18 protein-coding genes are annotated in these 13,659 nt (G+C 71.7%); 9 read left to right on the top strand and 9 right to left on the bottom strand.

What is annotated here, in order from left to right; translation table 11 throughout:
* Positions 1–13: 13 nt before the first annotated feature.
* The 6 genes from ACQVFL_RS03570 to ACQVFL_RS03545 all read right to left on the bottom strand — a co-directional run bounded on the left by ACQVFL_RS03570 (position 14) and on the right by ACQVFL_RS03545 (position 4,005).
* Complete coding sequence (locus tag ACQVFL_RS03570; protein ID WP_431728677.1) at positions 14–775, bottom strand: SigE family RNA polymerase sigma factor; 762 nt, start codon at positions 773–775, stop codon at positions 14–16.
* Positions 776–877: 102 nt separating this feature from the next.
* Positions 878–1,753 (bottom strand): PH domain-containing protein, encoded by an 876-nt coding sequence (locus ACQVFL_RS03565; protein ID WP_396692338.1) that lies wholly within the window; start codon positions 1,751–1,753, stop codon positions 878–880.
* A gap of 6 nt (positions 1,754–1,759) precedes the next feature.
* A complete protein-coding gene (locus ACQVFL_RS03560) occupies positions 1,760–1,918 on the bottom strand; it encodes a hypothetical protein (RefSeq protein ID WP_007455302.1) in 159 nt (52 codons plus the stop codon).
* 116 nt (positions 1,919–2,034) lie between these two features.
* Positions 2,035–2,709 (bottom strand): DUF6758 family protein, encoded by a 675-nt coding sequence (locus tag ACQVFL_RS03555; protein WP_396692336.1) that lies wholly within the window; start codon positions 2,707–2,709, stop codon positions 2,035–2,037.
* Between the two features lie 128 nt (positions 2,710–2,837).
* Positions 2,838–3,461 (bottom strand): TrmH family RNA methyltransferase, encoded by a 624-nt coding sequence (locus ACQVFL_RS03550; RefSeq protein WP_396692334.1) that lies wholly within the window; start codon positions 3,459–3,461, stop codon positions 2,838–2,840.
* A 67-nt stretch (positions 3,462–3,528) separates the two neighbouring features.
* Positions 3,529–4,005 carry a hypothetical protein gene (locus ACQVFL_RS03545; RefSeq protein WP_396692332.1) on the bottom strand — a complete coding sequence of 159 codons (477 nt, stop codon included), beginning with the start codon at positions 4,003–4,005 and terminating at the stop codon, positions 3,529–3,531.
* A 540-nt stretch (positions 4,006–4,545) separates the two neighbouring features.
* Here ACQVFL_RS03545 and trxA point away from each other — a divergent pair.
* From trxA to ACQVFL_RS03530, 3 genes are all read left to right on the top strand, one after another.
* Positions 4,546–4,908 (top strand): thioredoxin, encoded by a 363-nt coding sequence (trxA, locus tag ACQVFL_RS03540; protein WP_396692330.1) that lies wholly within the window; start codon positions 4,546–4,548, stop codon positions 4,906–4,908.
* Positions 4,909–5,053: 145 nt separating this feature from the next.
* A complete protein-coding gene (locus ACQVFL_RS03535; RefSeq protein ID WP_396692328.1) occupies positions 5,054–5,494 on the top strand; it encodes a hypothetical protein in 441 nt (146 codons plus the stop codon).
* Entirely contained in the window at positions 5,491–6,423 is a 933-nt protein-coding gene (locus ACQVFL_RS03530; RefSeq protein WP_431728676.1) for an MFS transporter permease, read from the top strand. Before ACQVFL_RS03535 ends, ACQVFL_RS03530 begins: the two co-directional genes overlap by 4 nt.
* A gap of 16 nt (positions 6,424–6,439) precedes the next feature.
* On the opposite strand, the gene ACQVFL_RS03525 is transcribed toward ACQVFL_RS03530, so the two are convergent.
* Positions 6,440–6,844, bottom strand: coding sequence for a thiol-disulfide oxidoreductase DCC family protein (locus ACQVFL_RS03525; RefSeq protein ID WP_431728675.1), 405 nt, complete (start codon positions 6,842–6,844; stop codon positions 6,440–6,442).
* Positions 6,845–6,936: 92 nt separating this feature from the next.
* Here ACQVFL_RS03525 and ACQVFL_RS03520 point away from each other — a divergent pair, with 92 nt between their 5' ends.
* The 3 genes from ACQVFL_RS03520 (at position 6,937) to ACQVFL_RS03510 (ending at position 9,386) form a co-directional block, all read left to right on the top strand.
* Complete coding sequence (locus ACQVFL_RS03520) at positions 6,937–7,980, top strand: Rv2578c family radical SAM protein (protein WP_431728674.1); 1,044 nt, start codon at positions 6,937–6,939, stop codon at positions 7,978–7,980.
* 28 nt (positions 7,981–8,008) lie between these two features.
* A complete protein-coding gene (locus tag ACQVFL_RS03515; RefSeq protein ID WP_396692322.1) occupies positions 8,009–8,416 on the top strand; it encodes a CoA-binding protein in 408 nt (135 codons plus the stop codon).
* A 427-nt stretch (positions 8,417–8,843) separates the two neighbouring features.
* Complete coding sequence (locus ACQVFL_RS03510) at positions 8,844–9,386, top strand: DUF4190 domain-containing protein (protein WP_396692320.1); 543 nt, start codon at positions 8,844–8,846, stop codon at positions 9,384–9,386.
* Positions 9,387–9,392: 6 nt separating this feature from the next.
* On the opposite strand, the gene ACQVFL_RS03505 is transcribed toward ACQVFL_RS03510, so the two are convergent.
* Positions 9,393–10,298 carry an SDR family NAD(P)-dependent oxidoreductase gene (locus ACQVFL_RS03505; protein WP_396692319.1) on the bottom strand — a complete coding sequence of 302 codons (906 nt, stop codon included), beginning with the start codon at positions 10,296–10,298 and terminating at the stop codon, positions 9,393–9,395.
* Positions 10,299–10,415: 117 nt separating this feature from the next.
* On the opposite strand from ACQVFL_RS03505, the gene ACQVFL_RS03500 reads away from it, so the two are divergent.
* The gene (locus tag ACQVFL_RS03500) at positions 10,416–10,922 is read left to right on the top strand and encodes a DUF4190 domain-containing protein (RefSeq protein ID WP_396692317.1); all 507 of its coding nucleotides are present in this window, start codon (positions 10,416–10,418) and stop codon (positions 10,920–10,922) included.
* Between the two features lie 110 nt (positions 10,923–11,032).
* Complete coding sequence (locus tag ACQVFL_RS03495; protein ID WP_396692315.1) at positions 11,033–11,878, top strand: SDR family NAD(P)-dependent oxidoreductase; 846 nt, start codon at positions 11,033–11,035, stop codon at positions 11,876–11,878.
* Here ACQVFL_RS03495 and ACQVFL_RS03490 read toward each other — a convergent pair.
* Positions 11,875–12,804 carry a DMT family transporter gene (locus ACQVFL_RS03490; protein WP_396692313.1) on the bottom strand — a complete coding sequence of 310 codons (930 nt, stop codon included), beginning with the start codon at positions 12,802–12,804 and terminating at the stop codon, positions 11,875–11,877. The genes ACQVFL_RS03495 and ACQVFL_RS03490 overlap by 4 nt on opposite strands.
* Before the next feature lie 106 nt (positions 12,805–12,910).
* On the opposite strand from ACQVFL_RS03490, the gene ACQVFL_RS03485 reads away from it, so the two are divergent.
* Entirely contained in the window at positions 12,911–13,654 is a 744-nt protein-coding gene (locus ACQVFL_RS03485; protein WP_431728673.1) for an HAD family hydrolase, read from the top strand.
* The last annotated feature ends 5 nt before the right edge of the window (positions 13,655–13,659 follow it).

The following is a 13,659-nucleotide window of genomic DNA, read 5'->3' as shown; positions in this document are numbered from 1 at the left end:
CGGGAAACGGTGTTCACCGGTGCTCACCGACCAGGGCGTCGTCCGGGTGCCGCAACGACGCCGCCCCGGGCGACGCGCCGGGTCGCAGGGCCGGGACCTCCGCGTCGGGTCGGCCCGCCGGAACCCGCGCGTCGGGTCGACCTTCGGGCGGCGCATCGGCCCGGGCGGTCGGGGGCGGCACGTCGGCCCGGGCGGTCGACGTGGACCGGGCGGCCGGGCGGCCGGTCCGGCGGGCGGCCGGCTCGGCCGGGGGCGTCGCGGTGCCCGGAAGGACGGCCGCCTCCTCCGCGCCGAGACGCCGCCGCAGCGTGGCCAGGGCGCGGGAGGTCTGGCTCTTGACGGTGCCCGGTGAGATCTCCAGCAGGGCGGCGGTCTGCGCCTCGGACATGTCCTCGTAGTAGCGCAGCACCAGCACCGCGCGCTGCCGGGCGGGCAGCGCGCGCAGGTGCCGCCAGAGCACGTCGCGGTCGAGTTGTTGCTCGATCGTGTCGGCGGCGGCCCGCTCCGGCAGCACCTCGGTCGGGCGTTCGCCGTGCCAGCGGCGTCGCCACCAACTCGTGGACGTGTTGACCATGACGCGCCGGGCGTACGGCTCGATCGCCTCGATGCCGCCGAGGCGCTTCCAGGCCAGGTACGTCTTGGTCAGCGCGGTCTGGAGCAGATCCTCGGCGGTGCCCCAGTCACCGGTGAGCAGGTAGGCGGTGCGCAGCAGCGCGGCGGAGCGGGCCGTGACGAAGTCACGGAACTCGTCCTCCAACGGATTGCTGCCGCCCACACGCCACCCCCGAACTGATCCTGCTCGGCAGCCTGCCACGGCCCGGGGTAGCGGGTCGAGGGCAAAAGGTGCGCGGTGGCTCCGATGTTCGGTCGGAAAGTTTCAGGCGCCGTCGTCGGCCTTGGCCTCGTCCTGCTCCTTGCCCAACCGCGCCTCGACCGCCTGCGGCTCGTACATCTCCTCGACCACACGCAGGTAGAGCTCGTTGGGGTTCGGCAGGTTCTTGACCTCGCGCAGCGCCTGCTCCTGACCGGCCGACTCCAGCACGAAGGTGCCGTAGTTGAGCGCCCGCCCGGCCGGTGTCTGCTCGTACTTCATGTCGGTGACCCGGACCAGCGGCATCATCGCGACCCGCCGGGTGATGATGCCGTTGACGACCATCACCCGCTTGTTGGTCAGGATGAACCGGTCGTACCACCAGTCGGCGACCTTCCAGGCCACCCAGCCCATCACGCCGAACCAGAGCAGCACGGCGATCGTGGTGAGCGCGCCGACGTTCTGCCCGGCGAGGAAGCCGGAGAGGTAGCCGAGCACGAAGGTGGCGGCGATCCCGACCAGGATCGGGGTGACGAGGTGGATCCAGTGCCGCTTCCACTCGCCCCGGTAGCGCTCGGTCGGGAAGAGGTAGCGGGCCACCAGCGAGCTGGGCTCGTCCTCCAGCGGCAGCACCCGCCGGGGTGTCATGCCACTGGCATCGGAGCGCAGCCCCGCCAGTTCCTCCTCGGAGATCTGCGGGGGCTGGTAGCCGCCCTCGGGGTCCCGTACCCAGGCCCGCTCGGAGCGCGTCTGGCCGGCGTAGGCCGGGCCGTCGCCGTAGCCGGCGTCGTCGGAGAAGGCGGGCCCGTCGGAGAGACGCGCACCGGACCCGAAACCCGGACCGTCGTCAGGATCGATCCGGGGAATCGGCTCGGTGTCGCGTTCCCGGCGCGCCCGGTCCGGGTCGTCGGGGTCGAAGGGTGGGCCGGAGGGGCTTCCCATCGGAGGCTAGGCGACCAGGCTGGTGAAGAAGTCGCCGAAGCCCTGCGCGATGTCCATGATCCCGCCGCCCAGAGACTTGAACACGTCCGCGGCTGAATTTGGCCGGTAGGCGACGAAGAAGATCAAGAAAGCGATACCGGCCCAGGTGAGGACCTTCTTGACCATGGCGGGCCATCCTCTCGCACGGCGCCGGGTTCCGATTACCGCAGCGGCACTCAGAGTATCAGCGTGGTGTCTTACCGTGAATATCTGCGTCCGTTCTCCGACATTCCGGGGGGCCGTCAGGCCTTCCCGTGCAGGTACGGAGATGGTGCGCCGTACACGAGTTCGGATGGCGTCCACTCGACCAGGTCGTGCAAGACCACGTCCTCGGCGAGCAGATGCCCCGCACTCGCCGGCCAGGCTATCGCATACAGCCACATTCCCCGAGCCTCGCCGGCGTACGCGCTTCGATCTGTCAGTGAACTCACGAGCCACAGTGGAGTGGGATGACCACCGACGCGGATTCCCGCGCGCCCGACATGACCGGGATGCCCGGGGCCGGGCTCGGTCAACGCCTCGGCCAACTCGGGTCCGGCGTCCGGGCCGGGAACTCCCGCGTACCTGGTACCCAGCCCGACGCCCGGCTCCTCGGCCACGAAGACCAGATCGGCCGGTCCACCGCCGAGCGGCGCCGGGCCGGCACAGGCGACGGCGGTCGCGCGTACCCCGATCCGGTCGTCACCGGCCCACGCCACGCCGGTGGTGGTCCACCCGGGAGGCAGCGGCCACGGACACCACAGCGGAACCGGCGGCTGCGCCGTCGACTGGATCCGCTCCACCACGCTGGCCACGATCTCGGCACCGATGTGCTCGGGTACGTGCAACGGTGCCACCGGTCCGCAGTCCGGGCAGCGCGACTCGGCGTGCATCAGGTCCGGTGTCCGCACGGACCCCCCACATCTGGGACAACTCACCGCAACAGTCACCACTCCACCGTCGCCCCGTCCGGGCGAGCCGTCAAGCGGAGCGGCACCTTCGCCCGGCGTGGCGCGCCGCGCGATCCACCGCAGGAGTGGCCGCCGGAGTACGTCCCGACGGCGGTTCAGCCCGGCGGCGGACCGGCGTGCGCGCGGATCCAGGCGTGCATGGCGATCCCGCTCGCCACGCCCGCGTTGATGGACCGGGTCGAGCCGTACTGGGCAATGGAGAAGAGCTGGTCGCAGGCGGCCCGCGCGGCGTCGGAGAGGCCGGGGCCCTCCTGACCGAACAGCAGGACGCAGCGCCGGGGCAGTGTGGTGGTCTCCATCGGACGCGAGCCGGGCAGGTTGTCGATGCCGACCAGCGGCAGGTCCCGTCCGGCCGCCCAGCCGGCGAACTGCTCGATCGTCTCGTGGTGCCGTACGTGCTGGTAGCGGTCGGTCACCATGGCGCCGCGCCGGTTCCACCGGCGGCGGCCGACGATGTGCACCTCGGCGGCGAGGAAGGCGTTGGCGTTGCGGACCACCGTGCCGATGTTGAAGTCGTGCTGCCAGTTCTCGATCGCCACGTGGAAGTCGTGCCGCCGCCGGTCCAGGTCGGCCACCACCGCCTCGCGCCGCCAGTACCGGTAGCGGTCGACCACGTTGCGCCGGTCGCCCTCGGTGAGCAGTTCCGGGTCGTAACGAGGGTCGTCCGGCGGGTCGCCGGGCCACGGCCCCACGCCGACGTCGAGCTGCTCACCGGTCACGACCACGCAGGGTACGCGTCACCGCGCCGGCCCCGACGCGACCCCGGCACCAGGTGCGGCGGCAGGTTCAGCGCAGGGCGAGTGCACCGCCGAGCCGGTCGAGGAAGCGGCGGTCGGCCGGAGCCAGCGCCGCGTCCGGCACCACCGCCGACGCGGTACGGCACACCCGGGCACCCACCGACTGCACCCACTGCCGGTACGCCGCCGAGTCGGCCGGGTCGGCCCGCCGCTGGAGCACCCGTACCGCCGTCCGGCACGTCGCGAGCAGGTCCCCCGGCTCGCCGGGACCCGCCTCGGCGTCCGGCGACCCGTCGTGACGCGCGTAGATGGCGGCCACCACCGCCCGGATGAGATCGCTGTCGAAGACCCGGCCGGCCGCCACCGCGTCCAGACCGGCGAGCCCGGCGGCCACCGGCGGGTACGCGCCCCCCGGGCCGGACCGGGCGGCGACCACGATCACCTGGCCGGGCAGGCCGGTGAGCAACTCCCACTCGGTGGCGGAATAGCCCGCGGCGATCGTGACCTGCACGCTGCGCTCGCTCATGGCGGGACCTCCGGCTCGAGCATATGTGCCGGGGCGGTGCGGAGTCAGGAGGAAGGCCGTTCCGCAGCGGCCACGCCGGTCGGACTCGGTGGTCGAAACCGGGGCCGGACGCAATGAGCGGCGGGGCCCTCCCCGGCACCCGCCGCCCACGCTCTGATGCTTCAAGATTCTGCCGTACGACCCTCCGACTGCACAGAGACCGAGGTCACATTTACCTTTTCGTTACATCACCCAACGTGACCAAACATCCGCCCAGAAGCGATCTCCGCAGGTCGAATCGGTCCTTGTCAACGCCAAAGTTACCGTGTCGTAGCAACAGTCGGCCTTGATCTCCTTGGAACCGCTCCCATCACTACCGGTCACGCAATTGCGACGTGCATTTGCGATCTGCGGACGCACCACGAGACCGATGGCGATCGATGCGGACAAAGGCTCCCAAGGCGGCCAGGACCGGGTTTTGGTGGCACCCCGGCGGGAATGCGTCGGGGTACGGTCGGGTTCCACCAGGCGTAGGCGTTCCGCGTGATCGGAGAGATAGACATGGCAACCGTCGAGCTGACCACGGACAACTTCGACCAGGTGACCGAGAGCGACGGCATCGTGCTGGTCGACTTCTGGGCCGAGTGGTGCGGTCCGTGCAAGCGGTTCGCCCCGGTCTACGAGCGCTCCTCGGACAAGCACCCGGAGATCACCTTCGGCAAGGTGGACACCGAGGCGCAGCAGGGCCTCGCCGCCAAGTTCGACATCCGGTCGATCCCGACGATCATGGCAATCCGCGACGGGGTGATCGTCTTCGCGCAGCCGGGCGCGCTGCCCGAGTCCGCTCTGGAGAACCTCATCGAGCAGGTCCAGGCGCTCGACATGGACGACGTCCGTAAGAAGCTCGCCGAGCACAACCACTGATCTCCCACGCCGACGGCCGGGTCCCGCATCGGTGCCCGGCCGTCGGCGTCCGCGCCCACCACCGTCTCCCGACTCGTCACATCTGTGACACGAGCCGGTCGACGGGAGCCTCACCAGGGCATCCGTGCCGTATCTTCGGCACCCGATGGATGCGTTGACGAACCACGGCCGCGCGATCCGGGTGGCGGCGACCGCACTCGGCCTGACCCTCCTGCTCGCCGGAACGGCCTGGGGCGACGACGACCACTTCCCGTTCGGTCCCTTCCGGATGTACTCCACCTCGGACCCGGCCGACGCCGACGCCCCGGACACCCGGGTGGAGGGCGTGGACACCACCGGTGCCGTGGTCGACCTCGGCGAGCGGGCGACCGGCATCCGACGCGCCGAGATCGAGGGCCAGCAGGCCCACTACGTCGCCGACCCGAGCCGACTGCGCGAGGTCGCCGACGCGTACGCCCGGCGTCGACCCGACGCGCCCCGGCTGACCGAGGTCCGGATCGTGATCCGCTGGCACGACATCACCGACCGCCGACCCACCGGACTCTGGTCCGACGAGACGGTCGTCCGCTGGCAGGTGAACCCGTGATCCGTTGGCTCACCGAGGCGGTGCCCCGCGGCCGGGTGGCCGCCTTCCGCACCCTGATCTACCTCTTCGTCGCCGCCGACCTGGTCGTCTTCACCCCCTGGGTACGCGCCAAGGTGGACGTACCCGGCGACATGTACCGACCGCTGTTCGTCGGCCGCCTGCTGCCGCTGCCCACCCCCGACCCGGCGCTGGTCGGCGTCGTCTTCTGGGCGCTGCTGCTGCTCGCCCTCGTCGCCGCCAGCGGACGGGCTCCCCGGCTGCTCGGCTGGACGGTCTTCGCCCTCTACTTCCAGTGGATGATCGTCGCGATGAGCTACGGGAAGGTGGACCACGACCGGTTCGCCCTGCTCGTCGCGCTCGCGGTGCTCCCGACCGCAGGCCGCGCCCGACACGGGGACCGCACGCTGACCGAGGCCGGTGGCTGGGCGCTGCGGGTCACCCAGATCGCGGTGATCTGCACCTACTTCCTCGCCGCCCTGGCCAAGTTCCGCTTCGGTGGCCTGGACTGGGCGACCGGCTCGGTGCTGGCCAAGGCGATCATCCGCCGGGGCACCGAGCTGGCCGACCTGGCCGCCCAGGTACCCCACCTGCTGCTCGTGGCGCAGTTCGGCATCCTCGCCTTCGAACTGCTCAGCCCGGTGATCTTCGTCCTACCCGCGCGCTGGCGACACGCCACGGTCGCCTTCTTCTACTCGTTCCACCTGGTCACCATCGCCACCATCACCATCTCCTTCGCGCCGCACCTGGTCGCCATGACCAGCTTCCTGCCGCTGGAGAAGGTCCGTCCGATACTGCTGGCACGACGACTGCTGAACCGCCGGACCAGCCCCGACCGCGCCGCTGCGGACGTAGGGATCAGCACACCACCGCAGCCGCGAGCCGAGGCGACACCGACGGCGTCCGGGACGCAGCCGGCCGACGGACCGTAGCGGCGCGTCCTGCGACTCAGCCCGCCGACGGACCGTAGAGGCGGTCGCGCGTCTCCTGGGGCAGTGAACAGGCGGCCGTACCGCCCGGCATCCGGTGCCGGTTGCGGGCCACCCAGCGGTAGACCGGCCAGGCGGTGGCGCGTACCGGCGGGAACCGCAGCCCGGCCCCGGCGATCCGCCAGAGTCGGCCACTGCCCGCCAGCAGCGCGGCGATGGCGTCCGGCCCGGCGGCCCGGTGCCCGTCCGCGCCGACCCACTGCACCGCCTCCTCGCACTCGGCCTCGGTCAACCCGAGCCGGTCGAGGTCGGCGAACTGCCAGGGCAGCACCGTGGCACCGGTCGGAATCCGGCGCTCGATGAACTCGGCACAGCGGGTGCAGAACGCGCAGTCCCCGTCGTAGACGAAGGTCGACCTCTCCATACCTGCCATCCTCCCCCGTCATCGGTCCGCGCACACCATGGTGTCCGGCGCGCCACTTGCAGCGATGTCGTACGTGTGTTCGAATGACGGTCATGCGCTGGGAGAACCTCGCCGCTCCCCCGGTCGAGGGAGATCCCGGAAGGGCAGCGCCAGCGACGCCACCCCTGCCGCTGGCGCTGCCCGACGCGGTGGTGCGCACCTTCGACACCCCCGGCTTCGCCGGCATGACCTTCTACGAGGTACGCGCCAAGTCGATCCTGAACAAGGTCCCCGGCACCTCCCGCGTCCCGTTCCAGTGGACGATCAACCCGTACCGGGGATGCAGCCATGCGTGTCGATACTGTTTCGCACGAAATACTCACACCTATCTGGACTTCGACGCCGGGGCGGACTTCGACCGGCAGGTGGTCGTCAAGGTCAACGCCGGTGAGTTGGTCCGGCGGGAGCTGGCCGCGCCGCGCTGGCGGGGCGCGCACCTGGCGATGGGCACCAACGTGGACTGCTACCAGCGGGCCGAGGGCCACTACCGCCTCATGCCGCCGATCATCGAGGCCCTGCGCGACTTCGCCAACCCGTTCTCGATCCTCACCAAGGGCACGCTGATCCTGCGCGACCTGCCTCTGTTGCGGCAGGCGGCCGAGGTCACCCGGGTCGGCGTGTCGTTCTCGGTGGGCTTCGTCGACGAGCGGCTGTGGCGCTCGGTCGAGCCCGGCACCCCGAGTCCTCGTCGGCGACTCGACGCGGTACGCCAACTCGCCGACGCGGGTTTCGCGGTGGGGGTGCTGATGGCACCGATCCTGCCCGGCCTCAGCGATTCCGACGAGTCGATCGACGGCACCGTGGCGGCCATCGCCGCCGCCGGGGCGGCCAGCGTGACGCCGCTGCCGCTGCACCTGCGTCCCGGTGCCCGCGAGTGGTACGCGCACTGGCTGGCCCGGGAACATCCCGACCTGGTCCCCCGCTACCGGGAGCTGTACCGGGCGGGCGCGTACGCCCCGCAGTCGTACCAGCGGGAGCTGACCGCACGGGTCCGCATCGCCGCCCGCCGACACGGGCTGCACCGACCCGATCCCGGTGAGCACCGTCAGGTGACGACGCCCGCACCGCCCGCCCCAGTACAGCTCAGCCTGCTCTGATGTGCTCCGGCCCGGATAGAGTCGGCTGGTGCGTACCGCTCAGCAGATCCTCGCCGACTCCGCCGTGATCGCCGTCGTGGGCGCGTCCCGCGACCCGAGCAAGGCCGCGCACGCCGTACCGGCCGAGATGCAGCGGCACGGGTGGCGGATCGTCCCGGTCAACCCGACCGCCGACGAGCTGTTCGGCGAGCCGGTGTACCGCTCCCTGGCCGACATCCCGCACCCGGTCGACCTGGTAGACGTGTTCCGGCCGGCCGAGGACGCCGTCGACGTGGTCCGTCAGGCGGTGGCGATCGGTGCCCCGGCGGTCTGGTTGCAGCTCGGCATCGTCTCCGCGCAGGCGCGGGAGATCGCCGAGCAGGCCGGTGTCGACTACGTCGAGGACCGCTGCCTGATCGTCGAGCGCGCCGCCGCCGGCCTGACCCGGCTCGCCTGACCTCCTCGCTCGCCCCCGCCCGGCGCCGAGCAAAGGTAGGCGACGGCCGGGCGAGGCGATCGGGCAAGCCACCGTCGGAGCGGGGTGTCCCGCGACTGCCGTGTCTAGTGCGGTGTCCAGGAACGGTCACCGGGCCGCGGCGGGTCCAGACGACGACCGGCGGCGCTGGAGTCCCTGGACACCGCACTGGTTCGGGCCCTGTCGAGCTGATAGCGAAGACGAATCGCGCTGTCCGGGCCGCTTGGCGGCCGAGGGCGGTGACGGCATAGACGGTTCAGCTCGACAGCCGGCCCGAAGGACGATGGAGACGGCGGAGCGGTAACGACGGGGTGGTGGTGGCGACGGGGGCTTCGAGCGTCTGCTCGACGGTGGGTCTTCCCGACAACCATGAGGACAGGTTCCATTACTGCGGGTAACGTCGAAGAACGTGAGCCAGCCACCGGAGCCGGACCAGCCGCCGTCGCCCTACGAGCCGCCGCCGGGCGGTCAGCAGCCGCCGTCCGGCCAGCCGTACAGCCGGCCGACGGGTGACCAGTACGGCTCACCCCAGGGTGACCAGTACGGCCAGCCCTCCGGTGAACAGTATGGTCAGCCCGCGTACGGGCAGCCGTCGTACGAGCATCCGGGGCAGTCGCCGCAGGGGCAGCAGTGGGGGCAGCAGCCGCCGTACGCGCCGCAGGGCCCGTACGGGCAGTACGGGCCGCCGTCGGCGCACCAGGGCGGTGGGGGCGGTGGAGGCACCAACGTGCTGGCCATCCTGTCGCTGGTCTTCGCGTTCGTCTTCGCCCCGGCCGGTATCGCCCTCGGTCATCTGGCCAAGCGCCAGCTCCGCACCAGCGGTGAGGACGGCGATCAGCTCGCCACCTGGGGGCTGGTGCTCAGCTACATCTTCACCGGTCTCTACCTGGTGTTCTGCTGCGGCTGGTTGGCGTTGGTCATCTGGGCCGGGTCGAGCGGTACGAACACCTGAGGACGGTCAGCGGAACTGCGACTCCCGCACGCTGTTGCCGCCGTCGACCACCAGCATCTGCCCGGTGATGTACGACGCCGCCGGTGAACAGAGGAACGTGATCGCCGCGGCCACCTCGTCGGGGGTGCCGGGGCGGCCCACCGGAGTGCCCAGACCCTGCTTGATCTCGGCCATGGTGGAGGCGGCGGTGTAGATGGTGCCGGGTGCGACCGCGTTGACGGTCACCCCGTCGGCGATCATCTCCATGGCCAGGGCGCGGGTCAGGCCCACCACGCCGGCCTTCGCCGCCGCGTACGCCGCCTCGGTGGGCAGGGCGTTGACCGGCCCGGCGGTGGCCGCCAGGTTGACGATGCGACCCCAGCCGCGTTCGGCCATCCCGCCGATGAAGGCCCGGCTGCACAGGAACGCGGTGGTCAGGTTCCGATCGATCTCGGCGCGCCACTCCTCGTAGCTGAGCTGGGCGACCGGCCGGAGCACCTCCGGGCTCGCCCGGCTGGCCAGCCCGGCGTTGTTGACCAGGACCTCCACGTCGCCGAGTTGCTCGGCGACGGCATCGGCCAGCGCGCCGACCTCCGATTCGTCGGTGAGGTCGGCGACGAAACCGGTCACCCCGAGTTCACCGGCCCGCTCGTGGATGCGGCGGGTGGTGGAGACGATCGCCACCCGGGCGCCGAGGTCGGTCAGCCGGCGGGCGGTGGCGTACCCGATGCCGTCCGCGCTACCCGCCCCGGTCACCAGGGCGACCCTGCCGTCCAGCCGCATGGTCACCGGCTCGGGCAGCGATGCCGGGGCGTCGTCCTCCGACGCGCTCGGTGTGGTCACCGGGCGGGGGCGTCGGGCCACTCCCGGGCGGCTGACGTCCCGCCTCGGTCTGCTGCCGGAACGGTCCGCCGCGCGCGCGTCAATCCCCATGCCGCGATCCTGCCTGCTGCCGCCGTGCCGGGCAACGCGCACCCGCTGCCGGGCGCGTCGCGCCCTACCCCGCGATGGCTACCCTGACTGCCACACATCGCGACGGAAGTGAGCCCGATGACACAGCCCCCACCGGCCGGTGGCTGGCCCGACCCCGCGTCGGCCGGTCAGCCTTCCAGTCCGCCGGCCGATCCTCTCCTGTCGGTTCCCGCGCAGCCCGCCGGGTACGACCCGTACCGGCCGGCCGATCCCTACCCGCCGATCGACTCGTACGCGGTGAAGTCCGATTATCCGCCTGCTCCCGCGCAGTACCCGCCCGCCGGCTACCCGCCGCCGGTGCAGCCCGGATACGGCTACGGCTATCCGCCGCGGAGCACCAACTCGATGGCCCTGGTCGCCCTGATCCTCTCGTTGATCGGGATCGGCTCGTGCATCACCGCGCCGATCGGCGCGATCATGGGACATGTCGCCATCCGTCAGATCCGGGAGACCGGCGAGGAGGGCGAGGGGATGGCGAAGGCGGCCATCATCGTCGGTTGGATCATCACCGCCTTCTTCGCGCTGGTGATGCTCGTCTACGTGGCGATCTTCATCATCTGGGCCGCCGCCGTGACCACCGTCTGAAACGGGTCGGCCCGTCCCGACCCGGGCTCGGGGCGGGCGGCCGGTCCGACGGACGTGTCGGTGGGAAAGCCGAGGTTCAGCGAGATCGGCGATCACGGTAATCTCATGCCGTGACCGGGGTGGATGGACCTGCGGATGATCTCACCGGCCGTCGGCTCGTGCTGGTGACCGGGGCCAGCTCCGGCATCGGGCTGGCCGCGGCGATCGACCTGGCGCGCCGTGGTGACCAGTTGGTGCTCGTCGGGCGGGATCCGGCCCGGCTGCGGACGGCCGCCGACGAGGTACGCGAGGCGTCCGGTGAACGTCCCGAGACGTTCCGCGCGGACTTCGCGGCCCTGGACGACGTACGGCGGTTGGCCGAGCAGGTGCGCGCCGCGTACGACCGGATCGACGTGTTGGCCAACAACGCCGGGGCGATCGTGCTCCAGCCGATCACCACGGTCGACGGTTTCGAACTGTCCATCCAGGCCAATCATCTGGCCCCGTTCCTGCTCAGCAACCTGTTGGCCGACCGGGTGGGACGGATGGTGGTGACCGCCTCCGGTGCGCACCGCAGCGGTTCGCTGGACCCGGACGACCTGAACCGGCCGCTGCGGCGGTACCGCCCGATGGGCGCGTACGGCACCAGCAAGCAGGCCAACATCCTGTTCACGGCCGAGGCGGCCCGACGGTGGCCGGCGGTCGACTCGTACTGCTTCCATCCGGGGGTGGTGCGGACCCGGTTCGGCAGCGACAGCCGGCTGGTCGCGTTGGGGATGCGGTTGTTGCCGCTGCGTGGCCCGGTCAAGGGGGCGCAGACGCTGGTGTGGCTGGCCAACCAGGACCGGGCCCGCCTGGTCGGCGGCGGTTACTACTTCGACTGCCGGCCGCGTCGCCCGCTGCGCAAGGCGTCCGATCCGCAACTCGCGGCCCGACTCTGGGCGGCCAGCGCGGCGGCGGTCGGCCTGCCCGCCTAGACCTGCCCGCCTGGGCGCGGTCGGGTGGCGCGGGCGCTGGCGAGCACGACCACGGCGACCCCGACCAACAGCAGCAGCAGGCCGGGCACGCTCGACGCGGCGGGCAGTTGCCCCAACCAGGCCCAGCCGATCAGGGCGGCGCCGGGCGCCTCCAGCAGGATCAGCACGCTGACCGTGGTGGCCGGGATCCGTCGCAGCGCGTAGCTGAACATCGAGTGTCCGAGCAGTTGGGCACCGGCGACCAGCGCGATCACGGCGAGCCAGGTCCCGGTGTCGAAGCCGCCCAACGGCACCCGGGCGACCAGGCAGACGACCAGCAGGACGAGTGCGCAGACCGCGTAGCAGACGGTGGTGTACGTGGCGGTGCTGACGGTGGCCCGGGCCCGCTCGCCCAGCGCGGTGTAGACCGCCCCGAACAGGCCGCCGGCCAGGGCCAGCAGGTCACCGGCGAAGGCGGTGCCGGAGACGGTGAAGTCGGCGCCGGTGGCCAGGATCGCCCCGAACACCGCCACCCCGATGCCGGCCCAGACACCCAGCGGCAGTCGGCGGCCCTGGAGGCGGGCGATCAGCCCCTGCCAGACCGGCTGGGTGGCGACCAGGGCGGTGGCGGCGGCGACCGTGGTGAGCTTCGCGCTCGGCATCCAGGCGGCGAAGTGGGCGGCCAGGGCCACCCCGGAGAGTACGCAGAAGACGGCCTCGCGCCTGCGCGCGCCGGTCAGCAGGGAGCGGAACTCGGTCCGTCGGCGAGTGATCGCGTACGGGCTCAGCACCGCGACCGAGAGCATGTTGCGCCAGAAGGCGATGGCCAGTGCGGGCGCGGCGGCGAACGCGATCAGCGGCGCGGACGAGGAGACCGCCACCACGGCGACGCCGAGTGCGCCGGTGGTGAGCAGATCGACCGGGGGACGGTGTGGTTCGGGTGGCACGAGACGCAATCCTCACACGACCGCGATGACCACTTTCCGTCAGCGGTCCGTTACGATCATGGGCAGCCCGTCGGGACCCCCTCACCCCGCCCGGAGGCGCTTCCCCATGCCCAGGTTCCAGGCGGTGCTGTTCGACTTCTTCGGCACGCTGACCAGTCCGGTCCAGCGCGGTCCCGGTCACCGCGCCACCGCGCAGTTGCTCGGTTGTCCACCGGAGACCTTCGTCGAGTTGCTCGACCGCACGTTCTACGAGCGTGCTGCGGGGCGCTTCGGCAGTGCCGAGGCGACGCTGCGCTGGTTGTGCGAGCAGGCCGGGGTACGGCCGACCGAGGAGGCGTTGCGGGCGGCGGCTGCGGCCCGGCTGGACGCCGTGCGTAGCGACACCCGGTTGCGGGACGAGGCCGTCCCGACGCTGCGCGCGTTGCGGGACCGGGGGATCCGGACCGGTGTGATCAGCGACTGCACGCACGAGCTGCCGGTGCTCCTGCCGGAGTTGGCCGTGGCACCGCTGCTGGACGTGCGGATCTACTCGGTGCAGGTGGGGCGCTGCAAGCCGGATGCGGCGCTCTATCAGGCGGCGTGCGCGAGATTGGGCCTGCGTCCGGAGGACTGCCTGTACGTGGGCGACGGCGGCAGTCAGGAGCTGACCGGTGCGCGGCGGGCCGGGCTGACGGCCGCCCGGTTGGCCGCCCCGGACCTGGTCGACCATCTGGTCTTCAACGTCGACACCGAGTGGACCGGTCGGGTGCTGGGTGCCCTCGGCGAGGTGGTCGAGTTGGTCGGGTCGGCGGGTGCCGACCGGCGGGAGCCGGTACCGGCCGGGCGGGCCGCACCGGTGACGGTGCCGTAGCGGAC

Origin of the sequence: Verrucosispora sp. TAA-831 (assembly GCF_050780145.1) — a bacterium.
Lineage (GTDB): Bacteria > Actinomycetota > Actinomycetes > Mycobacteriales > Micromonosporaceae > Micromonospora.
Note: the sequence above shows the minus strand (reverse complement) of the source record. Positions and strands in the feature narration are given on the sequence as shown.

What these genes read in the sequence shown, in the direction of transcription:
- ACQVFL_RS03565 (WP_396692338.1), bottom strand. Translation starts at nt 1,753, where the DNA reads ATGGGAAGCCCCTCCGGCCCACCCTTCGACCCCGACGACCCGGACCGG.
- ACQVFL_RS03560 (WP_007455302.1), bottom strand. Translation starts at nt 1,918, where the DNA reads ATGGTCAAGAAGGTCCTCACCTGGGCCGGTATCGCTTTCTTGATCTTC.
- ACQVFL_RS03545 (WP_396692332.1), bottom strand. Translation starts at nt 4,005, where the DNA reads ATGAGCGAGCGCAGCGTGCAGGTCACGATCGCCGCGGGCTATTCCGCC.
- trxA (WP_396692330.1), top strand. Translation starts at nt 4,546, where the DNA reads ATGGCAACCGTCGAGCTGACCACGGACAACTTCGACCAGGTGACCGAG.
- ACQVFL_RS03535 (WP_396692328.1), top strand. Translation starts at nt 5,054, where the DNA reads ATGGATGCGTTGACGAACCACGGCCGCGCGATCCGGGTGGCGGCGACC.
- ACQVFL_RS03525 (WP_431728675.1), bottom strand. Translation starts at nt 6,844, where the DNA reads ATGGAGAGGTCGACCTTCGTCTACGACGGGGACTGCGCGTTCTGCACC.
- ACQVFL_RS03520 (WP_431728674.1), top strand. Translation starts at nt 6,937, where the DNA reads ATGCGCTGGGAGAACCTCGCCGCTCCCCCGGTCGAGGGAGATCCCGGA.
- ACQVFL_RS03505 (WP_396692319.1), bottom strand. Translation starts at nt 10,298, where the DNA reads ATGGGGATTGACGCGCGCGCGGCGGACCGTTCCGGCAGCAGACCGAGG.
- ACQVFL_RS03500 (WP_396692317.1), top strand. Translation starts at nt 10,416, where the DNA reads ATGACACAGCCCCCACCGGCCGGTGGCTGGCCCGACCCCGCGTCGGCC.
- ACQVFL_RS03485 (WP_431728673.1), top strand. Translation starts at nt 12,911, where the DNA reads ATGCCCAGGTTCCAGGCGGTGCTGTTCGACTTCTTCGGCACGCTGACC.